The organism is Bacillus sp. FJAT-27916, from assembly GCF_001183965.1.
In the GTDB taxonomy this organism is placed as follows: Bacteria; Bacillota; Bacilli; order Bacillales; family Pradoshiaceae; genus Pradoshia.
In genome coordinates, this window is record NZ_LFZV01000001.1 from 108284 (window position 1) to 132171 (window position 23888).

24 protein-coding genes are annotated in these 23888 nt (G+C 46.0%); 22 read left to right on the forward strand and 2 right to left on the reverse strand.

Features of this window, described 5'->3' with window-relative positions; genetic code table 11:
- Positions 1-17: 17 nt before the first annotated feature.
- The 6 genes from AC622_RS00515 to AC622_RS00535 all read left to right on the forward strand — a co-directional run bounded on the left by AC622_RS00515 (position 18) and on the right by AC622_RS00535 (position 7915).
- Complete coding sequence (locus AC622_RS00515; protein WP_049669288.1) at positions 18-1157, forward strand: acyl-CoA dehydrogenase; 1140 nt, start codon at positions 18-20, stop codon at positions 1155-1157.
- Positions 1158-1228: 71 nt separating this feature from the next.
- Entirely contained in the window at positions 1229-1867 is a 639-nt protein-coding gene (locus AC622_RS00520; protein ID WP_049669289.1) for a TetR/AcrR family transcriptional regulator, read from the forward strand.
- A 12-nt stretch (positions 1868-1879) separates the two neighbouring features.
- Positions 1880-5125 (forward strand): fused isobutyryl-CoA mutase/GTPase IcmF, encoded by a 3246-nt coding sequence (gene icmF / locus AC622_RS00525; protein ID WP_049669290.1) that lies wholly within the window; start codon positions 1880-1882, stop codon positions 5123-5125.
- A gap of 163 nt (positions 5126-5288) precedes the next feature.
- Positions 5289-5462 carry a hypothetical protein gene (locus AC622_RS20875; protein ID WP_156185519.1) on the forward strand — a complete coding sequence of 58 codons (174 nt, stop codon included), beginning with the start codon at positions 5289-5291 and terminating at the stop codon, positions 5460-5462.
- 93 nt (positions 5463-5555) lie between these two features.
- Complete coding sequence (gene rpoE, locus AC622_RS00530; RefSeq protein WP_049669291.1) at positions 5556-6104, forward strand: DNA-directed RNA polymerase subunit delta; 549 nt, start codon at positions 5556-5558, stop codon at positions 6102-6104.
- Between the two features lie 212 nt (positions 6105-6316).
- The gene (locus tag AC622_RS00535) at positions 6317-7915 is read left to right on the forward strand and encodes a CTP synthase (RefSeq protein ID WP_049669292.1); all 1599 of its coding nucleotides are present in this window, start codon (positions 6317-6319) and stop codon (positions 7913-7915) included.
- A gap of 345 nt (positions 7916-8260) precedes the next feature.
- Here the strand turns inward: AC622_RS00535 and AC622_RS00540 are convergent, their stop codons facing one another.
- Positions 8261-8806: a DUF2529 family protein gene (locus AC622_RS00540; protein ID WP_049669293.1), complete on the reverse strand. Its 546-nt coding sequence runs from the start codon at positions 8804-8806 to the stop codon at positions 8261-8263.
- Between the two features lie 223 nt (positions 8807-9029).
- Between AC622_RS00540 and AC622_RS00545 the strand changes: the two genes are divergently transcribed.
- The 10 genes from AC622_RS00545 to prmC all read left to right on the forward strand — a co-directional run bounded on the left by AC622_RS00545 (position 9030) and on the right by prmC (position 18807).
- Positions 9030-9410 carry a response regulator gene (locus tag AC622_RS00545; protein WP_049672703.1) on the forward strand — a complete coding sequence of 127 codons (381 nt, stop codon included), beginning with the start codon at positions 9030-9032 and terminating at the stop codon, positions 9408-9410.
- Between the two features lie 167 nt (positions 9411-9577).
- On the forward strand, positions 9578-10435 hold the full coding sequence (locus AC622_RS00550) for a class II fructose-bisphosphate aldolase (RefSeq protein ID WP_049669294.1): 858 nt from the start codon (positions 9578-9580) through the stop codon (positions 10433-10435).
- A 161-nt stretch (positions 10436-10596) separates the two neighbouring features.
- Positions 10597-11247: a fructose-6-phosphate aldolase gene (gene fsa / locus AC622_RS00555; protein WP_049669295.1), complete on the forward strand. Its 651-nt coding sequence runs from the start codon at positions 10597-10599 to the stop codon at positions 11245-11247.
- Positions 11248-11394: 147 nt separating this feature from the next.
- A complete protein-coding gene (locus AC622_RS00560) occupies positions 11395-12681 on the forward strand; it encodes a UDP-N-acetylglucosamine 1-carboxyvinyltransferase (RefSeq protein ID WP_049672704.1) in 1287 nt (428 codons plus the stop codon).
- A gap of 26 nt (positions 12682-12707) precedes the next feature.
- On the forward strand, positions 12708-13676 hold the full coding sequence (gene glpX, locus AC622_RS00565) for a class II fructose-bisphosphatase (RefSeq protein ID WP_049669296.1): 969 nt from the start codon (positions 12708-12710) through the stop codon (positions 13674-13676).
- Positions 13677-14000: 324 nt separating this feature from the next.
- Positions 14001-15281 (forward strand): transcription termination factor Rho, encoded by a 1281-nt coding sequence (gene rho / locus AC622_RS00570; protein ID WP_049669297.1) that lies wholly within the window; start codon positions 14001-14003, stop codon positions 15279-15281.
- 128 nt (positions 15282-15409) lie between these two features.
- Entirely contained in the window at positions 15410-15625 is a 216-nt protein-coding gene (gene rpmE, locus AC622_RS00575) for a 50S ribosomal protein L31 (RefSeq protein WP_049669298.1), read from the forward strand.
- Positions 15626-15840: 215 nt separating this feature from the next.
- Complete coding sequence (locus AC622_RS00580) at positions 15841-16461, forward strand: thymidine kinase (protein ID WP_049669299.1); 621 nt, start codon at positions 15841-15843, stop codon at positions 16459-16461.
- Between the two features lie 412 nt (positions 16462-16873).
- On the forward strand, positions 16874-17947 hold the full coding sequence (prfA, locus tag AC622_RS00585; RefSeq protein WP_049669300.1) for a peptide chain release factor 1: 1074 nt from the start codon (positions 16874-16876) through the stop codon (positions 17945-17947).
- The gene (prmC, locus tag AC622_RS00590) at positions 17944-18807 is read left to right on the forward strand and encodes a peptide chain release factor N(5)-glutamine methyltransferase (protein WP_331456692.1); all 864 of its coding nucleotides are present in this window, start codon (positions 17944-17946) and stop codon (positions 18805-18807) included. The genes prfA and prmC overlap by 4 nt, the downstream gene beginning before the upstream one ends.
- 10 nt (positions 18808-18817) lie before the next feature.
- Here prmC and AC622_RS00595 read toward each other — a convergent pair whose 3' ends face one another.
- Entirely contained in the window at positions 18818-19192 is a 375-nt protein-coding gene (locus AC622_RS00595; protein ID WP_049669302.1) for a DUF2500 domain-containing protein, read from the reverse strand.
- Between the two features lie 127 nt (positions 19193-19319).
- On the opposite strand from AC622_RS00595, the gene spoIIR reads away from it, so the two are divergent.
- The 6 genes from spoIIR to rpiB all read left to right on the forward strand — a co-directional run bounded on the left by spoIIR (position 19320) and on the right by rpiB (position 23888).
- On the forward strand, positions 19320-20084 hold the full coding sequence (spoIIR, locus tag AC622_RS00600) for a stage II sporulation protein R (protein ID WP_049669303.1): 765 nt from the start codon (positions 19320-19322) through the stop codon (positions 20082-20084).
- Between the two features lie 74 nt (positions 20085-20158).
- A complete protein-coding gene (locus AC622_RS00605) occupies positions 20159-20587 on the forward strand; it encodes a GNAT family N-acetyltransferase (RefSeq protein ID WP_197089882.1) in 429 nt (142 codons plus the stop codon).
- 171 nt (positions 20588-20758) lie between these two features.
- Positions 20759-21805, forward strand: a complete 1047-nt coding sequence (locus AC622_RS00610) for an L-threonylcarbamoyladenylate synthase (protein WP_049669305.1) — start codon at positions 20759-20761, stop codon at positions 21803-21805.
- A gap of 63 nt (positions 21806-21868) precedes the next feature.
- On the forward strand, positions 21869-22429 hold the full coding sequence (locus AC622_RS00615; RefSeq protein WP_049669306.1) for a manganese efflux pump MntP: 561 nt from the start codon (positions 21869-21871) through the stop codon (positions 22427-22429).
- A gap of 524 nt (positions 22430-22953) precedes the next feature.
- On the forward strand, positions 22954-23397 hold the full coding sequence (locus tag AC622_RS00620; RefSeq protein ID WP_082196969.1) for a low molecular weight protein arginine phosphatase: 444 nt from the start codon (positions 22954-22956) through the stop codon (positions 23395-23397).
- Positions 23398-23450: 53 nt separating this feature from the next.
- The gene (gene rpiB, locus AC622_RS00625) at positions 23451-23888 is read left to right on the forward strand and encodes a ribose 5-phosphate isomerase B (protein ID WP_049669307.1); all 438 of its coding nucleotides are present in this window, start codon (positions 23451-23453) and stop codon (positions 23886-23888) included.

Sequence of the window (23888 nt, forward strand, 5' to 3'; positions counted from 1 at the left end):
GATTTGGGGGATGGAAGATGAATTTTCAATTGTCAGAAGAGCATGAGATGATCCGCAAGATGGTACGCGATTTCGCCAAGAATGAAGTGGCTCCGACCGCTGCAGAACGCGATGAGGAAGAACGCTTTGATAAAGAGCTGTTTGATAAGATGGCTGAGCTTGGCCTGACAGGGATTCCATGGCCGGAGGAGTACGGCGGAATCGGCAGCGACTATGTCGCTTATTGCATTGCTGTTGAGGAGCTTTCCCGTGTGTGTGCATCAACAGGGGTAACCTTATCCGCTCATACATCACTGGCAAGCTGGCCAATCTATAAATTTGGTACGGAGGAGCAAAAACAGCGTTACCTTCGACCTTTGGCAACAGGCGAGAAGATTGGCGCATACGGCTTGACCGAGCCAGGCTCCGGCTCTGACTCTGGTGCGATGAGAACAACGGCACGCCGTGATGGGGATGATTACATCCTGAACGGGTCGAAGATCTTTATCACAAATGGCGGGATTGCAGATACATACGTTGTCTTCGCCCTCACGGACCCGGAGAAAAAACAAAGGGGCACGACTGCCTTTATCGTTGAGAAGGATTTCAAAGGCTTCAGCGTCGGCAAGAAGGAAAAGAAACTTGGTATTCGTTCCTCTCCGACAACGGAAATAATCTTTGAAGAATGCCGCGTACCAATGGAAAATCGTCTTGGTGAAGAGGGAGAAGGCTTCAAGATTGCGATGATGACGCTTGATGGCGGACGTAATGGTATTGCTGCACAGGCAGTCGGAATCGCACAAGGTGCTCTTGATGCGGCAACAGACTATGCGAAGGAACGTGTTCAGTTTGGCAAGCCAATCAGTGCCCAGCAAGGGGTTGGCTTCAAACTGGCTGACATGGCGACAAGCGTGGAGGCTGCACGTCTTTTGACTTATCAGGCAGCATGGCTTGAGTCTAAAGGTCTTCCGTATGGGAAAGAATCGGCGATGTCGAAATTATTCGCAGGAGATGCTGCCATGCGCGTGACAACTGATGCTGTGCAAATTTTCGGCGGTTATGGTTATACGAAGGATTACCCGGTTGAACGGTTCATGCGTGATGCGAAAATCACCCAAATCTATGAGGGAACACAGGAAATACAGCGTCTTGTCATTTCCCGTATGTTGACGAAGTAAGATGAGGTCATGACAATTCCTCCCGGGAAAAAACCGGGAGGAAACCCTTTTAAAAAAGGCGGTGGGGGATCTTGAAGAAAATAGAGGTGCAAGCATCTGTCAAGGACGAGAAGCTTGTAAAGAAACGGCGCGACGAGATGATCAAGGGAGCGGTCGCCTTATTTATTGAGAAAGGGTACCACCGGACCACAACAAGGGAGATTGCAAGAGCAGCAGGGTTCAGCATCGGCACATTATACGAATATATCCGGTCCAAGGACGATATCCTCTATCTCGTTTGCGACAATATTTATGAGGAAGTGAAGGAGCGGCTGCAAAAGGCGCTCGAATTAAGCGAGGGGACGCTAGAAGGCCTGCGCCTTGGCATTTCCTATTACTTTCGCATCTGTGATGAAATGCAGGATGAAGTATTAGTCATGTATCAGGAGGCTAAGTCTTTAAACAAGACGGCCTTGCCTTATGTGCTCAATAAGGAAATCGAAATGGCACGCATGTTTGAGAAATTGATTGTCGCCTGCCTGGAGAATGAGGAAATTGAGCTCCGAGCAGATCAGACATATTTACTTGCCCATAACATCATTGTCCATGGACAGATGTGGGCGTTCAGACGCTGGGCAATCGGGAAGAATTTTACGATTGAGGATTATATCGACTCACAAACGGATTTGCTGTTAAAGGGGATTACGGAGGGAGCCAACATAGTTCGATAGAGGGGGAACGTTATGAGCAACGAGTATAAACCGAAGAATCATATTCGCTTTGTTACGGCATCTAGTCTGTTTGACGGACATGATGTCAGCGTGAATATTATGAGGAGAATTCTTCAGGCAAAGGGAGCAGAGGTCATTCACCTTGGGCATAACCGCTCAGTAGAGGAGGTTGTGAGCGCGGCCATCGAAGAGGATGTACAAGGAATTGCTGTATCCTCCTACCAAGGCGGTCATATGGAGTACTTTAAATATATGTATGATTTATTGAAGGAAAGAGGAGCACCGCATATCCGCATTTATGGCGGCGGGGGAGGAGTCATTATCCCACGTGAGATTAAGGAGCTTCATGAATATGGGATTGCCCGTCTTTTCTCGCCGGATGATGGACGAGAGCTAGGCCTAGAGGGCATGATGGAAGTTCTAATCAAGGAATGCGATTACCCGCTTCCGCCATTAGAGACAATTTCAGCGGAGACGCTCAGCCCTGAGAAGCCTCTAGCAGTAGCACGCGCGATTACGATGGCAGAGAATAAACTGTGGAGGTCAGAAGAGGCTGCAGCAGTAGAACCTGTCATAGAGAAGCTTGCCAAGGAGGCCAGCACGATTCCGGTTATCGGAATAACAGGTACAGGCGGAGCAGGGAAAAGCTCACTCACAGATGAATTAATTCGCCGCTTTATCCGGGAGCTTCCGAATCACCGCTTGGCCATTTTATCAATTGATCCGACGAAGCAAAAAACAGGCGGGGCCCTGCTCGGGGACAGAATTCGCATGAATGCGATTTTTCACCCGAATGTGTATATGAGAAGTCTGGCGACAAGGGATTCCCGCTCAGAGCTCTCTACTTCTATTAAGGATGCGATTGCCGTCGTGAAGGCAGCCGGCTATGATGCCGTCATTGTTGAAACGAGCGGAATCGGCCAAGGAGATGCAGCCATCACAGAGGTCTGTGATATCTCGATGTATGTAATGACAAGCGAATTTGGGGCACCGACACAGCTTGAGAAGATTGACATGATTGACTATGCTGATTTCATTGTTATCAATAAATTTGAACGAAAAGGGTCACAGGATGCTCTGCGTCAGGTGCAAAAGCAATACCAGCGCAGCCGCAATCTCTTTGACCGCGACCTGGCAGAGCTGCCGGTGTATGGAACGATTGCGAGCCAGTTCAATGACGAAGGCACAAATGCTTTATTCGCAGCCTTGGTTGAGGCAATGGCAAAGCATACGGGTACAGATTACCGGACACGTTATAGCAAGGATGCGAAGACAGAAAAGCAGCATACAATCATTCCGCCAGACCGCCAATACTATTTGCGTGAGCTCGCCGATGCCGTTCGTTCGTATCATGCGCGCACCACTAAGCAGGAGAAGGCTGCCCGCAAGCTCTTCCAGATTGAAGGGACAATCGAGGCTTTGGAGGAGAACGGAGAACCAGCCGAAACACTGCAAAAGCTAAAGGAGAAGACCAAGCAGGAGCTTGAACCGGAAACAGTCGAGATCATTGAAGGCTGGGAAGCTCAAAGAGAGGCATACAGCCAGGATGAGCTTGTAACACAGGTACGCGGCCGGGAAATCCGTACAGAGCTGAAGACCATCTCTTTAAGTGGCCTGACCATCCCGAAGGTTGCCCTGCCGAAATTCAAGGATTATGGCGAGATTGTGCGCTGGGTAAGAAGGGAAAACGTACCGGGCAAGTTCCCATTCACGGCAGGCGTATTCCCGTTCAAACGGAAGGAAGAGGACCCGAAACGTCAATTTGCAGGAGAAGGCTCTCCAGAGAGAACGAATCGCCGCTTCCATTATCTTTCGAAGGATGATGAGGCGAAGCGTCTGAGCACAGCCTTTGATTCGGTTACATTATACGGTGAAGATCCACATATCCGGCCGGATATTTATGGAAAGGTTGGGGAGAGCGGCGTCAGCGTTTGTACGCTCGATGATATGAAAAAGCTTTATGCAGGCTTTGATTTATGCGCGCCAAGTACATCCGTATCCATGACCATCAATGGTCCGGCGCCGATTATCCTCGCGATGTTCATGAATACAGCCATTGACCAGCAATTAGAGAAGAAGGAGCAGGAGCTCGGCCGTGCGCTCACTGAGGAAGAGGCAGCAAGCGTAAGAAGTAACACCCTCCAGGTTGTGCGCGGTACCGTTCAAGCAGATATTTTGAAGGAAGATCAAGGTCAGAACACCTGCATCTTCTCAACGGAATTCGCCCTGAAAATGATGGGGGATATTCAGGAATACTTTGTGCAGAATCAAGTTAGGAACTATTATTCTGTCTCTATTTCTGGGTATCATATCGCAGAAGCAGGCGCCAATCCGATATCCCAGCTTGCCTTCACGCTCTCCAATGGTTTTACCTATGTCGAGTATTACTTGAGCCGAGGAATGAAGATTGATGAGTTTGCTCCGAATCTATCATTCTTCTTCTCGAATGGCCTGGACCCGGAATACACCGTTTTAGGACGGGTGGCGCGCCGAATTTGGGCGATTGTCATGAAGGAGAAATATGGGGCAAATGAGCGGAGCCAGAAGTTGAAATATCATATTCAAACCTCTGGACGCTCCTTGCATGCGCAGGAGATTGACTTTAATGACATCCGGACAACGCTCCAGGCCCTTATCGCTCTTCAGGATAATTGCAACTCCTTGCACACGAATGCTTATGATGAAGCGATTACGACCCCGACGGAGGAATCTGTGCGCAGGGCAATGGCCATTCAAATGATCATCACGAAGGAATTCGGGTTGATGAAGAATGAGAATTCCCTTCAAGGCGCCTATATTATTGATGAGCTCACTGATCTTGTAGAAGAAGCCGTTTTGCAGGAATTTGAACGGATCAATGACCGCGGCGGTGTTCTCGGTGCAATGGAAATGCAGTACCAGCGCGGCAAGATCCAGGATGAATCCATGTACTATGAGACGAAGAAGCATAATGGCGAGCTCCCAATCATCGGCGTGAATACGTACCTGAACCCGAATCCTCCAAGCGAGGAAGAGGTCAATAGTATGCAGCTGGCCCGTGCGACAAAGGAGGAAAAAGACCATCAAATCCGAAATCTTGAGGCCTTTCAGAAGAAGCACGAGAATGAATCGGGTGAAGCGCTTGAACGCTTAAAGGAAGCGGCAGTCAGCGGAGAGAATATTTTTGAACAACTTATGGAGACGGTTCAGGTAGCAAGTCTCGGACAGATAACACATGCTTTATACGAAGTTGGGGGACAATATCGCAGGAACATGTAATCCAAAGAGTTAGCGCGGAGGGTTTCTTCCGCGCTTTTCTTTACATCTTGAAAATATTCAATTAATTATGACCCCCTCCTTTCCATTTGTGTGATAGGATAAAACTGTCATCTTCCTTATAAGTTACATAAAAGCGGGTCATAATGGAGAACAGGAGGGTTAAATGATGGATATGCGGCGCAGAATAGGCAGCATGCTCATCCTTTTTGCATTCCTCTGGCTGTTCCGGATTCTTTATGACCATTCGCTTGGGGCGGTCGGCTGCTTGCTTATCTCCATCTTCCTCGCATTCAAGGCATATCAGCATTGGAAGCAAGGAATTAGAGACAAGAAGTAAAATAAAGTGGCATTATGATAAGCCGTTTGGTTATAATGGGATATGCATAATTGGGTGTTTTGATGTTGATTTGATAGAAAGGATGTGCGAACAATGACTTTAGCCAAGATGTCTATGGAAGATATTCGTGAAATGGCCCTCATTGAAATTGCAAACTTATTACTTATAGAAAAGAAAGAAGCTATAGACTTTAAAGTGATGATGGATGAAATCCAGCAAATGCTTGGATTGTCTGATGAGGAAGTGGCAGATAAAATTGGCCAGTTCTATACGGACCTGAACGTGGACGGCCGCTTCATCAGCATCGGCGATAACCGCTGGGGCTTAAAAGGCTGGTATCCAGTTGAGCAAGTAGAAGAAGAAACTGTTCCTGCCTCTAAAGTGAAGAAGAAAAAAGGCAAGAAGGTTGTCGAGGATGAAGATCTTGATGACTTCGATGTTATCGATGAAGATGAAGATTTAGACTTCGACGATATCGATGATTTTGATGATGAAGAGGAAGAAGACGAAGACTTAATCGACGACGATTTCGATGAAGATGATGACGACCTGATTGAAGATGACGAAGAAATCATTAAAGATAAATTCGTTATTGAAGAAGACGAAGAAGAGGACTTCGAAGAAGAGGAAGAAAATCGATAAACATCAACCTTGACTTCAAGTGTCAATCTTTGTAGAATATTATCTGGGCTCCTTTAAACATGAAGGAACTAATTATAGCGATTAACGCTCCCTTGTTCGCAAGGGGGCGTTTTTTATTTTTTATGGATACGTCGGTTAATTTTAACGAAAAGTAAGATTGAAATAGATGATTATCCGTGCGCAATGTTTAGAAATGATAGGAGGATTTTTTTATGACAAAATATATTTTTGTTACCGGAGGAGTAGTTTCCTCCCTAGGGAAAGGAATCACAGCCGCTTCTCTAGGTCGCTTATTGAAAAATAGAGGGTTAAAAGTAACAATTCAAAAATTCGACCCATACATCAACGTGGACCCAGGGACAATGAGCCCTTATCAGCACGGAGAGGTATTCGTAACGGATGACGGCGCAGAAACAGACCTAGACCTTGGTCACTATGAGCGCTTCATCGATATCAACCTTTCCAAGCTCTCTAACGTAACAACTGGGAAGATCTATTCCCATGTCTTGAAAAAAGAGCGCCGCGGCGACTATCTTGGCGGAACGGTCCAAGTTATCCCGCATATCACGAATGAAATCAAAGAACGCATCATGAAAGCCGGTCATGACACGAACGCAGATGTCGTAATCACAGAGATCGGCGGAACAGTTGGAGATATTGAATCCCTTCCATTCCTTGAAGCGATTCGTCAAATTAAGAGCGATATCGGCTCTGACAATGTATTGTACATTCACTGTACGTTAATTCCTTACTTAAAAGCGGCTGGCGAAATGAAAACAAAGCCAACTCAGCACAGTGTAAAAGAATTGCGCAGCCTTGGCATTCAGCCAAACATCATCGTCGTGCGTACAGAAATGCCGATTTCTCAAGATATGAAGGACAAGCTTGCCCTATTCTGTGACATCGACAAAAACGCCGTTATCGAGTGCCCGGATGCAGACACTCTTTACAAGGTGCCTTTGATGCTTCAAGACCAAAACATGGACCAAATCGTCTGCAATCACTTAAAACTTCAAACACCAGATGCGGACATGACAGAATGGAAAGAGCTTGTGGAGAAAGTGACGCATCTTTCCAAAACCGTTACAATCGGTCTTGTCGGTAAATATGTAGAGCTTCAAGATGCCTACATTTCTGTAGTTGAATCCCTTAAACACGCTGGCTACACATTCGATGCAGACGTGAAAGTGAAATGGATCAACTCTGAGGATGTAACAAAAGAAAACGTAGAAGAGCTTCTAGGTGATGTAGAAGGTGTTCTTGTTCCTGGCGGATTCGGAGACCGTGGAATCGAAGGGAAAATCGTTGCAATCGAATATGCAAGAACGCACAAAAAACCATTCCTTGGCATCTGCCTAGGCATGCAGCTTGCATCCATCGAATTCGCGCGTAACGTCCTCGGTTTGACTGATGCGAACTCTTCTGAGATCAACCCAGAAACAACAAACCCAATCATCGACTTGCTTCCTGAACAAAAGGATGTAGAGGACCTCGGCGGAACACTTCGTCTTGGCCTATATCCATGTAAAGTAACACCAGGCACAAAAACAGCCGAAGCATACAAAGAAGAAGTGGTTTACGAACGTCACCGTCACCGTTATGAATTCAACAATCACTACCGTGAAGACATGGAGAAGAAAGGCTTCATCTTCTCAGGTACAAGCCCGGATGGACGCCTTGTAGAGATTGTCGAGCTGAAGGATCACCCTTGGTTCGTCGCATCCCAATTCCACCCAGAATTCATCTCAAGACCAACACGCCCGCAGCCGCTATTCCGCGACTTCGTCAAAGCGTCATTGGCAGAGAAATAAGAAAAGAATGGCAGGAGAACACGATTTGAGTGTTCTCCTGTTTTTATTTTCAGGCCTTTTGAATGAAAATTTACTGAATACGAGATTTAAGGACGAAAATCGGTTAACGGCGAACCGCAAATTTTATGGGCGAAGATAGGCGTGTATGGGCGAAATCAAAGGGCTATGGGCGGAAATAAATAGGTAAGGGCGAAACAATCCTCGTAAGGGCGAACCCGCAGAGATAAGGGCGAACCACGTACAAAAGATCGCACAAATCCGCTCCTCGTTCCAATAAATAAAAAAGGCACGGCCACGCGCCCATCAAACAGGCAAACATGTCCGTGTCTTTTCATTCATAACACCTTATTCTTCTTCATACTCCCGCAGTATTTCATCCACTGCCAGGATGATTCCTTGGTAGGCGAAGAGGGCGGCGGCAAGGGTTGGAAGGCCGCTTCTTGTGCCGTCTTCATTTGGTACAAGACCGCGCGTAGCCTTGATGTCAATGTGTACATCTGCGATCTCAGCTAGGTTTGGCTTGCCTTCTTCTTCAGCTGTTACACCTTGAGAAACGGCGACGAATGGGACGTGCTGGCCGCGCAGAGATTCAGCCAAGGCGACGGCTTCCTTTTCAGTCGCTGAACGGGCGAAGATAATGGCGCGGTCGCGCTGCTCGGCTTGGACCATGTATTGTCCGCTGTACAGCTTCTTCATGCCCTTCAATGGTTCAGGTCCGTTAATGGCTTGAGCGACAATGCCCTCCATTTCCTTGAAGCCGTGGATGTAGACTTGTCCTTTTGCTGCAAGAGCCTGGGCAAGTAAGCGTGCAGCATCCTCAATAGTATCTTGCTCATCTTGCTCGATTTTTTTATATACACCTGTTAATTGTGTCAGGAAAATCTTTAGCATCTGAAATCAGCTCCTGTTCAATTTTTTTAGGGAATGTGCCTATATCTAGTAGATACAGTATGCGAATCTCATGAACTTGTCAAAGCTTTCATGATAGATTAAGAAGAGAATACGATTTTTGTTATCCAATTTATGGATTTTAAAGGGTTTTTTGGCTTTAAGATAGAAGATATATATAGAAATGGTATACAGGTTAGCGGTTTTAGAAGGAGCTGTGAAGAATATGAACGATAAAAAAATACTCATCGTGGATGATCAGTTCGGAATCAGGATACTATTGAATGAAGTATTGCAGCAAGAGGGCTACCAGACTTTCCTGGCTGCAAATGGGGAGCAGGCACTTGTCCTCCAAAAGCAAGAGGACCCGGATCTTGTCCTGCTTGATATGAAGATTCCAGGCATGGACGGCATCGAAATCTTGAAGAGGATGAAGCAGGCGGATAAAGATATCCGTGTACTGATTATGACAGCCTATGGAGAGCTGGATATGATTCAGGAGGCACTCAGCCTGGGAGCATTGACTCATTTTGCCAAGCCATTTGACATTGATGATATTCGAAAAGCTGTCAAAAAGCACCTTCTAGTAGTAAATTATGACAGTTAGGAGGAAATGTGTCTTCATTATTGATACTTTCTTCACAATTTTGGTATGCTATATGTGGCTTCTTTTCTGAGGTCTTTTCTCAGATAAGGAATACATATCGACCCGTTTGGGAAAATGATAAGAGACAACTTTTTAAGTTCTCTTATTATTAACAAGGAGGAAAAAACATGCCTTTAGTTTCAATGACAGAAATGCTTAACAAAGCATTGGAAGGTAAATATGCAGTTGGTCAATTCAACATCAACAACCTTGAGTGGACTCAAGCTATCCTAGCTGCTGCAGAAGAAGAAAAATCACCAGTTATCCTTGGTGTATCTGAGGGTGCTGCTCGTCATATGGGCGGATTCAAAACCGTTGTAATGATGGTTAAAGGTCTTTTAGAAGACATGAACATCACTGTTCCTGTTGCTATTCACCTTGACCACGGTTCTTCTTTCGATAAATGTAAAGCGGCAATCGATGCAGGTTTCACATCTGTTATGATCGATGCTTCTCACCATCCATTCGAAGAGAACGTTGAAACAACTAAAAAGGTTGTTGACTACGCTCACGCTAACGGAGTTTCTGTTGAAGCAGAACTTGGAACTGTCGGCGGACAAGAAGACGACGTTGTTGCTGACGGCGTAATCTATGCTGATGCTCAAGAATGTAAAGAACTTGTTGAGAAAACTGGCATCGACTGCCTAGCTCCAGCACTTGGTTCTGTACATGGTCCTTACAAAGGTGAACCAAACCTTGGCTTCGCTGAAATGGAAGAAATCAAAAACCTTACTAACATGCCATTAGTACTACACGGTGGTACTGGTATCCCTGAAGCAGATATCAAAAAATCTATCTCTTTAGGTACTTCTAAAATCAACGTTAACACTGAGAACCAAATTGCATTCGCAAAACGCGTTCGCGAAGTGCTTGACGCTGACAAAGAAGTTTACGATCCACGTAAATTCATCGGACCAGGACGCGAAGCTATCAAAGAAACAGTTGTTGGCAAAATCCGCGAATTCGGTTCTAACGGAAAAGCTTAATTTTTCCATATATCAAGAGATGCTCTCTTTTCGTAGAGAGCATCTTTTTTTTGAGTTAAAATAATTTTTGGAAAAATGGGGGTATAATTATTTGCTCTAATAGGGTGAACAGTGCCACAATATAAGCAGACCAAAACTCATATTACGGGAGGAAGAAAAGGATGAAGTTTTTTATCGATACAGCTAATTTAGATGAAATAAAGGAAGCGCATGCATTAGGCGTGCTTGCTGGTGTAACAACAAATCCATCATTAGTGGCTAAAGAAAAAGGTGTATCCTTTCATGACCGCCTCCGCGAGATTACGGCACTAGTTCCCGGTTCTGTCAGTGCAGAGGTTATTTCACTGGATGCAGAGGAAATGATTCGCGAAGGGAAAGAACTTGCGAAAATCGCTCCAAATATTACGGTGAAGGTTCCAATGACTCCGGACGGATTGAAAGCCGTTCGTGCTTTGACAGATGAGGGCATCAAAACGAATGTCACGCTCATCTTTAATGCCAATCAAGCACTTTTAGCTGCACGTGCTGGTGCAACCTATGTGTCTCCGTTCATTGGAAGACTTGATGACATTGGCCAAAATGGGCTGGATTTGATTTCTGAAATTGCGGAGATCTTCGCCATTCATGATATTGATTCTGAAATCATTGCGGCAAGCATCCGTCACCCGCAGCACGTGACACAGGCAGCCTTGCGCGGTGCGCATATTGCGACGATTCCATATAAGGTCATCCTGCAATTATGCAAGCATCCATTGACTGATAAAGGAATTGAAGGCTTCTTGAAAGATTGGCAAGGAAGAGAAGGACAATAATTTCCAAAAGATATACATTATATATGGGAAATTGTGTAAAATAGTAAGATGCAAGGATTCTTACAGGGGATTGATTCAAAGAAATACCTTATTCTCGCCAACACGTATGAGCAGATTGACCAACATGTGGCGCTGAAGGGAGTAATTATGGAAAAGCTGAAAATAGCGGGTGGATACCCGTTAAAAGGGGAAGTTCGCATAAGTGGTGCCAAGAATAGCGCTGTGGCTTTGATCCCGGCGACTATTTTGGCGGGTTCATCGGTTACGATTGAGGGACTGCCTGAGATCTCTGACGTGGAAATGCTCAAAGGATTGCTTGAAGAGATTGGCGGCAAGGTTACCCTTGAGAATAACGAAATGACAGTGGACCCTTCTAAGATGATTCCGATGCCTTTGCCAAACGGGCGTGTTAAGCAGCTGCGGGCTTCCTACTACTTGATGGGCGCAATGCTCGGCAAATTCAAGAAGGCTGTCATTGGGCTTCCCGGCGGATGTTACCTCGGTCCAAGGCCCATTGACCAGCATATTAAAGGATTTGAGGCGCTTGGTGCACAAGTAACCAATGAGCAGGGAGCTATTTACCTGCGTGCGGATGAGCTTCGCGGTGCCCGCATTTATTTGGATGTCGTCAGTGTTGGGGCGACGATTAATATTATGCTTGCAGCCGTTTTGGCAAAAGGGAAAACGATTATTGAGAATGCCGCCAAAGAGCCGGAAATCATTGATGTGGCTACCCTTTTAACCAATATGGGCGCACGGATCAAGGGAGCTGGAACGGATGTGATTCGCATCGAGGGTGTAGAAGAGCTGCACGGATGCCGTCATACCATTATTCCAGACCGGATTGAGGCAGGCACATACATGATCATTGCGGCGGCAGCCGGAGATGGCGTTCTCATTGATAATGTGATTCCTCAGCATCTGGAATCTCTTATCGCTAAGATGAGGGAAATGGGCGTCGTCATTGAAGAGCGGGATGATCAAATCTACATTCCGAAGACAGATAAATTGAAGGCAGTCGACATAAAGACATTGGTTTACCCAGGTTTTCCGACTGATCTGCAGCAGCCTTTCACGGCTCTTTTAACAAAAGCGAGCGGTTCAGCGGTTGTCACTGACACCATCTATGGGGCACGTTTTAAGCATATTGATGAGTTGCGGAGAATGAATGCCGATATTAAGGTAGAGGGTCGTTCAGCAATCGTGAATGGACCGGTTAAATTGACTGGCGCGAAGGTGAAGGCAAGCGATCTGCGGGCTGGAGCAGCTTTAATTGCGGCAGGGCTTCTGGCAGAAGGTGTAACAGAGATAACCGGCGTAGAACATATAGACCGCGGTTATAGTTTTATCGTAGACAAGCTTTCCGGGCTTGGAGCGACGATTTGGAGAGAAGGATTAACAGAACGAGAGATTGAACAGCTGAAGAATTCGTAAGCCAAAAAGAATCGGGGGAAGCAGGAATGGAAAGAAGCTTATCGATGGAATTGGTTAGGGTTACCGAGGCCGCAGCCTTGGCATCTGCAAGATGGATGGGACGCGGCAAGAAGGATGAAGCGGATGATGCCGCAACAAGCGCTATGCGGGATGTATTTGATACGGTTCCGATGAAAGGGACGGTCGTCATTGGTGAAGGTGAAATGGACGAGGCCCCAATGCTCTATATCGGCGAGAAATTAGGGACGGGATACGGCCAGCGTGTAGACGTAGCTGTTGACCCGCTTGAAGGAACGAACATCGTCGCATCAGGCGGCTGGAATGCCTTGGCTGTACTGGCTGTGGCAGACCATGGGAATTTGCTGCATGCGCCTGACATGTATATGGACAAGATTGCGGTTGGACCTGAGGCGGTTGGTCAAATTGACATTAACGCCCCAATCATTGACAACCTGAAAGCCGTAGCCAAAGCCAAGAATAAAGATATCGAGGACATTGTTGCCACTGTCTTAAACCGTGAACGTCACGAGCATATCATTCACCAGCTGAGAGAAGCCGGCGCCCGCATTAAGTTAATTAATGATGGTGATGTGGCAGGGGCAATCAATACAGCCTTTGATAATACAGGTGTAGATATTTTATTCGGTTCAGGCGGAGCCCCAGAAGGTGTGCTTGCTGCTGTAGCCCTCAAATGTCTCGGAGGCGAAATCCAAGGCAAGCTTATCCCGCAAAGTGAAGCCGAGCAAGAGCGTTGCTTGAATATGGGCATTGACGTCAACAAGATTCTCCTTATGGAAGACCTTGTCCGCGGAGATGACGCCATATTCGCTGCTACAGGCGTAACAGACGGCGAATTGCTGCGAGGCGTTCAATTCAAGAGCAATAATTATGGTCACACACACTCCATCGTTATGAGAGCGAAGTCAGGAACAGTCCGCTTCATCGATGGCAAACATAGCTTGAAGAAAAAACCAAATCTGGTCATCAAACCGTAGTTTGGTGAATTTCAGGCAAATCCTCCAGATAAATAAACTGGGGGATTTGTTATAATATTTTTGAAATTGTGTTATATTGAGAATATTGCGGTAGTTGTGTGAATTTCATAGAAGAACACTCAAAGTTGAAGTATGCATGAAAACCGAGTACAATTAGGTATGTTTCGCTATTGTAAAGAATATTAACGCAATGTAAAGGTGTACAATTATACCACAACTGCTTCTAATACCTTCTGATTCTTTTCTTCTTGATTTCCTATCCAAGTATCATTTAATCAATCACAAGCAATACAAATACAACTTATTTTAAAGTGTGGTGTCATAATGGAATTAACGATTTCCGATTTAGAGAATTTAAAACTGAAAGAACTATATGAACAAGCAAAGAAATATAAAGTATCCTATTACAGTAAGTTGACGAAGAAAGAGCTTATTTTTGCCATTTTAAAGGCGCAAGCAGAGCGGGACGGTTATTTATTTATGGAAGGTGTCCTTGAAATCATTCCTTCTGAGGGCTTTGGCTTCCTGCGCCCAATCAATTATTCTCCGAGCAGCGAGGATATTTATATATCTGCTTCCCAAATTCGCCGTTTCGATCTTCGAAATGGGGACAAGGTATCTGGTAAGGTGCGTCCGCCTAAGGAAAATGAACGCTATTACGGCCTGCTTCATGTGGAGGCAGTCAATGGTGATAATCCTGAATCAGCGAAGGAGCGCGTCCATTTCCCGGCTCTTACACCGCTCTACCCAGATCGTCAGGTCGTTCTTGAGACAACGCCTCGCAATATGTCAACACGTGTCATGGATATTATCTCTCCAGTTGGATTCGGTCAAAGGGGCTTGATTGTTGCACCGCCAAAGGCTGGTAAAACAATGCTCCTGAAAGAGATTGCTAATGCAATCACAACGAATCATCCGGAGGCGGAATTAATTGTCCTCCTGATTGATGAGCGTCCAGAAGAGGTAACAGATATCGAACGTTCCGTACAAGGGGATGTCGTCAGCTCTACCTTTGATGAAGTGCCAGAGAATCATATTAAGGTGGCTGAACTCGTATTAGAGAGAGCGATGCGTCTTGTTGAGCATAAACGTGACGTGATTATCCTAATGGACAGTATCACGAGACTAGCGAGAGCCTATAACCTGGTCATCCCGCCAAGCGGAAGAACCCTTTCCGGAGGGATTGACCCGGCAGCCTTCCACCGTCCGAAGCGTTTCTTCGGCGCGGCCCGTAATATTGAGGAGGGCGGAAGCTTGACGATTCTGGCAACAGCACTCGTGGATACTGGCTCACGTATGGATGATGTTATCTATGAGGAATTCAAAGGAACAGGGAATATGGAGCTTCATCTTGATCGTTCGCTTGCGGAGAGAAGAATCTTCCCAGCAATCGATATCCGCCGCTCCGGCACACGGAAAGAAGAGCTCATCATTCCAAAGGATCATCTCGAGAAGCTATGGGCAATCCGCAAAACGATGTCCGATATGCCAGACTTTGCCGAGCGTTTATTGCGTAAATTGAAGCAAACTAAGACAAATCAAGAGTTCTTTGACTACCTCGATGAGGAAATGAAGAAATCAACGAACAACAAAAGAATCCTCTAAATAAAACAGAGGCGATTTGTTGATTTATAAAAGTATGTCTGTTATACTGTTTTAAGTGCACTTCACTTGTGTGAAAAGGCACCTTATAACTCTGTTTCGAAAGACTCAGGGCGGAAGGAGTGGAAAAGATGAAAGCAGGAATTCACCCTAATTACAAAAAAGCCATGGTTAAATGTGCTTGTGGTAATGAATTTGAAACTGGCTCCGTTAAAGAAGAAGTGCGCGTAGAGGTTTGCTCTGAGTGCCACCCATTCTACACTGGACGTCAAAAATTCGCTTCTGCTGATGGACGTGTTGAACGTTTCAACAAGAAGTACGGATTCAAATCTCAACAACAACAATAATAATGATTTTACTAGGAACAGGCAGCGGGCTAGCCGCTTGCCTGTTTTTTATTGGGCCCATTTCCATATGAATATGGTCCATTTTGGAATTTAAGCAAGAATCGTAATTATACATTTTTAAGGATTTTTAGTCATGATATAATAGGATACAGTGGTAAACATTATTCTTATGATGAATTGATCGAGTATGAGTGAAGGAAGGGAGACACCATCGCATGTACGAAATGAAACAAACGGGCTGGATGGAACTAATTTGCGGCAGCATGTTTTCCGGCAAATCTGAAGAACTGATCAGAAGGGTGAGGAGAGCGGTATTCGCTAAGCAATCCATCGCTGTATTTAAACCCGCTATTGATAATCGTTACAGTGAGGAGGCGGTCGTTTCCCACAATGGATCATCTGTTATAGCGAAATCCATTACGCATTCATCAAAAATCTTTGAACATATTGATATGGAAACAGATTTAATTGCCATTGATGAAGTCCAATTCTTCGATGACGAGATTGTCGAGGTTGCTCAGCACTTGGCTGACAGCGGCTATCGTGTCATCTTAGCTGGTCTTGACCAAGACTTCCGCGGTGAGCCGTTTGGACCGATGCCGCAGCTGATGTGTCTTGCGGAACAAGTGACCAAGCTTCAGGCTGTCTGCTCTGTATGCGGATCACCAGCCAGCCGTACGCAGCGTCTTATCGACGAGAGACCGGCAGGATATGACGATCCAATCATTTTGGTTGGCGCATCCGAGTCCTATGAGCCTAGATGCCGTCACCACCATGAAGTGCCTGGCAAGAAAGAGGCTGTACCAACCCCGCTTGATGGCGGTATATGTGAATAAAATCAGTTAAACACCTTCATGATGAGAGGGTGTTTTTTTGTCCCGCTTTAACGGAAAAAAAGCATGAGGAAATCGAGAAGCTTAAGAGGCAGCAATTATCCGTAAAAGCCCGATTGGTTCAACTAACTCTCAGTGGTGAGGACACCGCAGATGGACGTTTCACTGTATCCCGCTTTAACGGACAGTAAAAAAAGCATGAGGAAATCGAGAAGCTTAAGAGGCAGCAATTATCCGTAAAAGCCCGATTGGTTCAACTAACCATCAGTGGTGAGGACCCAACTGATGGAAGTTTCACTGTATAGTCTGCGGATGTGAGTTTTCTTATTTGCTGGGTTGTATGGTACAATAGATAATTGAATTAGATGGCGGTATAAGCGCCGAGATAGCTAAACCTGTTAATGAGGTGAATGAATTGATCGATCGATTACAAGCGGTTGAAGACCGATATGAAAGATTAAATGAATTATTAAGTGACCCTGATATCGTTAATGATACAAATAAGCTCCGCGAATATTCTAAAGAGCAATCTGATATTCAGGACACCGTTTTTGCTTATAGAGAATATAAAGAGGTCCGCTCTCAGTATCAAGATGCAAAAGCGATGCTTGAGGAGAAGCTGGATGCAGACATGCGTGAAATGGTGAAGGAGGAAGTGGACGAGCTTAGCAGCCAGATGACAGAGCTTGAAGAGAAGCTTCGTATCCTCCTCATTCCGAAGGACCCGAATGATGACAAGAACGTTATCATGGAAATCCGCGGTGCAGCTGGCGGGGATGAAGCGGCCTTGTTCGCGGGCAGTCTTTATCGCATGTACAGCCGTTATGCAGAAGCACAAGGGTGGAAGATTGATGTCATGGATTCCAATCCAACCGGACTTGGCGGCTATAAAGAAATCATCTTCATGATCAACGGAAATGGTGCCTACTCTAAGATGAAATTCGAGAATGGTGCCCACCGTGTACAACGTGTTCCTGAGACTGAATCAGGCGGCCGGATTCATACATCTACAGCGACAGTAGCCTGCCTCCCGGAAGCGGAAGAGGTTGAAGTTGAGGTTCATGACAAAGATATTCGTGTAGATACATTCGCATCAAGCGGCCCTGGCGGACAAAGTGTTAACACGACAATGTCAGCCGTGCGTTTGACACATATGCCAACTGGAATCGTTGTATCCTGCCAGGATGAGAAATCCCAGATCAAGAATAAGGAAAAAGCGATGAAGGTCCTTCGTGCGCGTATTTATGATAAGTTCCAGCAAGAGGCACAGGCAGAATATGATAAAACCCGTAAGAGTGCTGTTGGAACAGGTGACCGTTCTGAGCGGATCCGTACCTACAACTTCCCGCAAAACCGTGTGACTGATCACCGCATTGGTCTTACGATTCAAAAGCTTGACCAGATCATGGAAGGTAAGCTGGATGAAGTCATTGATGCCCTCATTATGGCTGACCAAGCAAGCCGTCTTGAGAATGCGGAGCAAGAATGATGAAGATTTATGAAGCTCTTAAATGGGCTTCTTCTTTTTTACGGGAAAAAGGAAGGGACGAAAACGCCGGCGAATGGCTCTTGATGGCGCAGCTTGGGAAAACACGTGCCCAAATGCTGGCATCGATGCAGGATGAGCTGCCGTCAGATATCGCTGCGAAATTCAAGGATTCTGTGCATAAGCATGGAGTAGAGGCTGTTCCCATTCAGCACATCATTGGGTCAGAGGAATTCTACGGACGGACCTTTGCGGTGAATGGCGATTGTCTCATTCCGCGCCCGGAAACAGAAGAGCTTATCTACTATACAATAGAAAAAATGAAGCGATTATTTGGCAGGGAGCAAGCATTAACGCTCGCTGATATCGGTACTGGGAGCGGCATCATTGCCGTTACAATGGGGTGTGAGCTTCCAGGTCTGTCTGTCTTGGCGGTGGATTTATCGGACAAGGCTCTTGAGGTGGCGAGGAAGAATGCAGCCGAGCATGAGGCAGAGATTACATTCAAACAGGGCAATCTTCTTGATCCGCTCATAGAGGAGAGGCGAAAGGTCGATATTCTCCTATCGAATCCTCCGTATATCCCGGAGAGCGACCGTGAGTGGATGTCTGAAGTTGTAACCCATCACGAGCCGTCCATGGCACTGTTTGCAGGAGAGGACGGGCTTGATTGCTACCGCGAGCTTGCTGCAAAGATGCCGCAAGTACTCAATCGGCCGGCGTTAGTCGGATTCGAGGTCGGCGCTGGGCAGGCTGAGAGTGTAGCAGCCTTAATCCAGAAAGAGATACCTGAAGCTGAGGTAGACATTGTGTTTGATATTAATGGTAAGGATCGGATGGTATTTGCCGAGATAAAGGAATAGAGAGGGTGCCTTAGGCAATCCTCTCAAATCCTAAATAGCGGGTGCCCTGAAACTGAAGAGTACCGACATCTCCTTCAGCAAGCTGGCCAAACTCTCTCCCGCTTAAGCTAAACTCCATTCGATCCCCGCTTTCCACCTCAAAGGTGGCATAATACCAGGTGCTTTCAGAGCGTGTATTGGTCCGCTTCGTGGCAACTTTAGCGACAACCGACAGCTTTGCTTGGGCATTGTTTCGATTCCATTGAATGATTCCGGAGATGATGGCAAAAGCAAAGATGCCAATAATAATGATAAAAAAGATGACAAAGATAATAGGCAAGCCTGAATCGAATAAACCAAAGGTATCAAAAAAGCCTGGCTCCTCTTCATAAATGAAATCTTCCATCCTCTACATCCTCCTTTCTCCTCAAATCATAAAGGAAAAAATTGTCACACACAATAAAAATTAGATAATGATAGTTTAAGATAGAGCAATGCTGTCCACACTGTTTGTAAGTGAAAGGGCGGTGCTTATGATGATGAGAGGGAGAACGTATTTACCCTTACTATATATTCTATTGTTATCTATGGCGACAATGGCTGGTCTAATGACACCTAAATCAACGGAGACGAATGCAGAAGTTCAAGTCATTCCATCTGAGGCGATTCGGCTTCGAATCCTGGCAAACAGCAATCATGAATCAGACCAGGAATTGAAGCGGAAGATCAGAGATGAAGTAAATGCAGAAATCAATATCTGGGTGGCTGAACTGACAAGTATTGAGGAAGCACGTAAAATCATTTCCTCTCGTTTGGACGAGATTGAGGTGATTGCAATGGAAGTGATGGAGCGCGAGGGCAATGTGCAAAAGGTAGATGTCGAGTTCGGGAAAACGGTTTTCCCAACGAAGCTATACGGCCAATACTTATATCCTGCAGGTGAATATGAGGCAATCAAGATCACGCTTGGAGAGGGAGAAGGGGAGAACTGGTGGTGCGTGCTGTTCCCGCCGCTTTGTTTCCTAGACTTCAATAGCGGCACAGCCGTGAAGGCGCAAACGACCGAGGAGGAGGCTGCTAAACAACCGATTGATGAAGAGGTTTCAAAGGAGAAGACAGTTAATCAATCGATTGAACAGGAGAGTGAAAAGCCAGAAGCCGCACAGGCTGAAGTCATTAATCAATCGATTGATGAAGAGGAGTCAGCTGAGGAAACGAAGGTTGTCTATGAGGACCGGGATGAGGAACAGGTTGAGGTGAAGTTTTTTCTGAAGGAGATATTTGATTCTCTGTTTTAGTTCTATTCACTCTATCAATTCATATGTATGGAAGTAGAAATGATAGAGAGGGGACTGAAATAGGGATGTATTATATGGCCATCGCAAAGAATCAGGACATTGAGCTGGCAGTACGATTTATGGAACAGGCAGGAATGGAAGTAGCTGAAGAAGAGGTGGAGAGTGGGAAGTTCATTCTCTTGAAGGATGAAGACCACCTTATTAAAGGGATAATCGGACTGGAGTCTTGTGGTGAATACGGACTGCTCCGTTCCTTCCTTTTCCTGCCTGAGGCCCATGCGCAGGTACCAGCCTTATTTGAAGCCATGCTTGCCATCGCCCGCGAGCATGGTGTGGAACAGGTATTCCTTGTTTCGAATAAGCAACAGGCGAGAGCCTTTTTCGAGGCACTGCAATTTATGCCTTGCCAATGTGAGCAGCTTCCGGGCAAAGTGAAAGATTCGCCTGTTGTGGAAAAGGTGTGTACAATAAAGGATGTATACTTTATGAGCCGCCATTTATAGGAAGGATTTATCCACGGAAATAGTCAGACTTATTCACATTCTGTGGATAAGGTTGAATCTTCTGTAGGAAGTCCTTTATCTGTGGAAAGATAAATGGTAACTGATAGGGAAAAAACGTGATATTATAAGGCTTTTCAGCTTTGTAATTGGAATAGACAGTAGGTGTGATTGATGAGAACGAAAATTTGGAAAGTGGATAACATTGTGGATAACAACAAAATTTATCCACAGATTGTGGATGCTTCTTCCCTCTTACGTGATGGGGAGCTTATTGCCTTCCCAACGGAGACCGTGTATGGGCTGGGAGCAAATGCTCTCAATGGCCAAGCGGTTGCGAATATCTATCAGGCGAAGGGAAGACCAAGCGATAATCCACTGATTGTCCACATTGGGCATAAGGAACAATTGAACGGTTTAGTTGAGGAAATTCCGGATGTAGCACATACATTGATATCAAGGTTCTGGCCTGGACCGCTTACCTTGATTTTCAAAAAGAAGGAAGGGGTATTCCCTGATACCGTTACAGCTGGCCTTGCATCGGTGGCCATTCGTATGCCGGACCATCCGCTTGCCCTTCAGCTCATTCGAGAATCAGGCTGCCCTGTTGCGGCACCGAGCGCTAACCTATCCGGAAAACCAAGTCCAACAACTGCTCAGCATGTGTATGAGGATCTGAACGGACGGATTGCCGGCATTGTTGACGGCGGAGCGACAGGCGTCGGTTTGGAATCGACCGTTTTGGATATTACAGGAGACGTACCGCTCATTCTTCGCCCAGGCGGTGTAACGATTGAGCAATTGCAGGAGATCATCGGCCATGTCGAGGTTGATAAAGGTTTGCTGAAGGAGAAGGAAGCGCCGAAAGCACCTGGCATGAAGTACAAGCATTATGCCCCGCAGGCACCGCTAACTCTCGTAGACGGAAGCCCGTCCTTCCTTCAATCCTTAGTGGATGAGAAACGGGCAGAGGGACTTCGTGTAGGCATTTACACGGTTTCGGAGCATAAGCATTTGTATGAAGCGGATATCATTCTCGAGGGAGGTACGCTCAAGGACCTGCGAACGATCGCAGAGAATATGTACGGTGTCCTGCGAGAGTTTGACCATGAAGGGCCTGACGTCATTTTCGGCGAGGCTTACCCGCATGAAGGAATCGGCGAGGCCATCATGAATCGGCTGCTTAAGGCGGCGAGCGGAAGAATCATTAAAGAGGATTAAGTTCTAAACCTCCACGGACAGGCATATGCTTTTGAAGCAGGCTAGTCCCGGGAGGTTTTTCTTATGGATCATCAACATGTATCAGAGCTTTTTACGATGCTTATCATGGCCTTTGCGCTCGGTATGGATGCGTTCTCCATTGGTCTTGGAATGGGTTCCTTCAAGCTCCGCTTAAAATCCGTCGCTGCCATCGGCACGACAGTCGGGCTCTTCCATGTGTGGATGCCCTATTTAGGAATCCTATCAGGCGCATTTCTCTCTGGTCAATTTGGGACATTTGCCTCCTTTGTCGGAGCGGCCCTTCTCTTGTTTTTGGGTCTGCAAATGTTTCTCTCGGGCGTGCGGGGGAAGGAGGAGGCCGTCATCGCGCCGGTTGGGTTTGGGTTGATTCTATTTGCGGCAAGTGTCAGCCTCGACAGCTTTTCAGTCGGTCTATCTCTTGGCATGATTGGCGCCCAAGCCTTTATGGCGATCCTCTGCTTCGGAGTGGTTGCCTGTATCCTCACCATCGCCGGCTTGCTCCTCGGGAGGAAAGTACACTCCTTCATGGGGAAATACAGCTTCGTAATCGGAGGAAGCATTCTCTTCGCCTTTGGCATGAAAATATTGATGCAGTTATTATAATAGTAGAAATGAAGCGAGCAAAACGAAGCAGATGGAAAACCGCGGATGGTTTTCTGTCTGCTTTTTTTGATGTGGGGGGCAGTCTGGGTCTGTTTGGATAGCTTTTATGAATAATTTTCGCCGAAAAAGGCGTTCATTTCTTTTGAAAATAACATCAGCTTGTCTATTTTGACCTCTTGGGCATTGCTCAGAGGTGATTTTCTCATGTGATTTTCAGGATTTCTTACTTTAAGGGCGAACGCATAATATTATGGGCGAAAAGAATGGGGTTAGGGCGAAAATATCAAGGTATGGGCGAAATCGGCGACTCATTGTGATAATCAGGTTGTAATGCCCAGCTCCTGCAGAATCCGCTTGTGAATCAAAAAGGTGTAATAGAAGAGGTTTCAACTATTAAAAGCGAACATACATCAATTTAGGGGAGGTCAACAAAAGGGAAAAACGAATTCCTCATTCCACATCAATCCCCTCCTTTTTTTATCAGGCAGAAATCATCTATAATAGGGGGCAGGAGGGAAAACGCCTTGAAAAATATCTTATTTGTTTGTACAGGGAACACATGCCGCAGCCCGATGGCAGAGGCAATCCTGAGAAGTCATCAATTAGAAGGAGTCGAGGTAAGGTCTGCCGGGGTGTATGCGTATCCGGGAGATGCGGCCTCCGTTAATGCGAGGCTTGTTCTTGATGATCATGAAATCAGGCATGACCATGCAGCGAGTACATTGAGCAATGATGATGTGGAGTGGGCCGATTACATTTTCACCATGACAGAAGGACATAAGCAGCTGATTGCTTCCCGTTACCCGCAGGTGATTGAGCGCACCTTTACACTGAAGGAATTTGTTCGTGGGGATTTGTCTGACCGTGATGTATCTGATCCGTTCGGCGGCAGCAAGCAAATGTACGAGCGCACCTTTATGGAATTAAAGCAACTAATTAATGAGCTAGTGGAAAAAATAAAGAACTAGTACTACTATAAAGTGTGACCAAACTTATAGAGGCTGAAGGGAGTTTTGCAGAAATGAAAGTAGCGCTTGCATCAGATCACGGTGGTTTAAATATTAAGAATGAAATTGCTGACCTATTAAAGGAAATGGGTATAGAATTTGAGGACTTTGGCTGTGATTGCAACACATCTGTTGATTATCCGGATTATGCACAGCCCGTTGCTGAAAAGGTAGCTGCTGGTGAATTTGACCGCGGTATCCTTATTTGCGGGACAGGCATTGGCATGAGCATTGCAGCAAATAAAGTGAAGGGTATTCGTGCGGCTCTTGTGCATGATGTATTCAGTGCAGAAGCAACAAGAGCTCATAATAACAGCAATGTACTCACAATGGGTGAGCGTGTTATCGGACCAGGTCTTGCACGCATGATTGCAAAAGTATGGCTGACAACTGAATTTGAGGGCGGCCGCCACGAAAACCGCATCAATAAAATTGCCAATCTGGAACAATAA

Coding starts and splice junctions, on each gene's coding strand:
- AC622_RS00515 (WP_049669288.1), top strand. CDS start 18: ATGAATTTTCAATTGTCAGAAGAGCATGAGATGATCCGCAAGATGGTA.
- icmF (WP_049669290.1), top strand. CDS start 1,880: ATGAGCAACGAGTATAAACCGAAGAATCATATTCGCTTTGTTACGGCA.
- AC622_RS20875 (WP_156185519.1), top strand. CDS start 5,289: ATGATGGATATGCGGCGCAGAATAGGCAGCATGCTCATCCTTTTTGCA.
- rpoE (WP_049669291.1), top strand. CDS start 5,556: ATGACTTTAGCCAAGATGTCTATGGAAGATATTCGTGAAATGGCCCTC.
- AC622_RS00535 (WP_049669292.1), top strand. CDS start 6,317: ATGACAAAATATATTTTTGTTACCGGAGGAGTAGTTTCCTCCCTAGGG.
- AC622_RS00540 (WP_049669293.1), bottom strand. CDS start 8,806: ATGCTAAAGATTTTCCTGACACAATTAACAGGTGTATATAAAAAAATC.
- AC622_RS00545 (WP_049672703.1), top strand. CDS start 9,030: ATGAACGATAAAAAAATACTCATCGTGGATGATCAGTTCGGAATCAGG.
- AC622_RS00550 (WP_049669294.1), top strand. CDS start 9,578: ATGCCTTTAGTTTCAATGACAGAAATGCTTAACAAAGCATTGGAAGGT.
- fsa (WP_049669295.1), top strand. CDS start 10,597: ATGAAGTTTTTTATCGATACAGCTAATTTAGATGAAATAAAGGAAGCG.
- AC622_RS00560 (WP_049672704.1), top strand. CDS start 11,395: ATGGAAAAGCTGAAAATAGCGGGTGGATACCCGTTAAAAGGGGAAGTT.
- glpX (WP_049669296.1), top strand. CDS start 12,708: ATGGAAAGAAGCTTATCGATGGAATTGGTTAGGGTTACCGAGGCCGCA.
- rho (WP_049669297.1), top strand. CDS start 14,001: ATGGAATTAACGATTTCCGATTTAGAGAATTTAAAACTGAAAGAACTA.
- rpmE (WP_049669298.1), top strand. CDS start 15,410: ATGAAAGCAGGAATTCACCCTAATTACAAAAAAGCCATGGTTAAATGT.
- AC622_RS00580 (WP_049669299.1), top strand. CDS start 15,841: ATGTACGAAATGAAACAAACGGGCTGGATGGAACTAATTTGCGGCAGC.
- prmC (WP_331456692.1), top strand. CDS start 17,944: ATGATGAAGATTTATGAAGCTCTTAAATGGGCTTCTTCTTTTTTACGG.
- AC622_RS00595 (WP_049669302.1), bottom strand. CDS start 19,192: ATGGAAGATTTCATTTATGAAGAGGAGCCAGGCTTTTTTGATACCTTT.
- spoIIR (WP_049669303.1), top strand. CDS start 19,320: ATGATGATGAGAGGGAGAACGTATTTACCCTTACTATATATTCTATTG.
- AC622_RS00605 (WP_197089882.1), top strand. CDS start 20,159: ATGGCCATCGCAAAGAATCAGGACATTGAGCTGGCAGTACGATTTATG.
- AC622_RS00610 (WP_049669305.1), top strand. CDS start 20,759: ATGAGAACGAAAATTTGGAAAGTGGATAACATTGTGGATAACAACAAA.
- AC622_RS00615 (WP_049669306.1), top strand. CDS start 21,869: ATGGATCATCAACATGTATCAGAGCTTTTTACGATGCTTATCATGGCC.
- rpiB (WP_049669307.1), top strand. CDS start 23,451: ATGAAAGTAGCGCTTGCATCAGATCACGGTGGTTTAAATATTAAGAAT.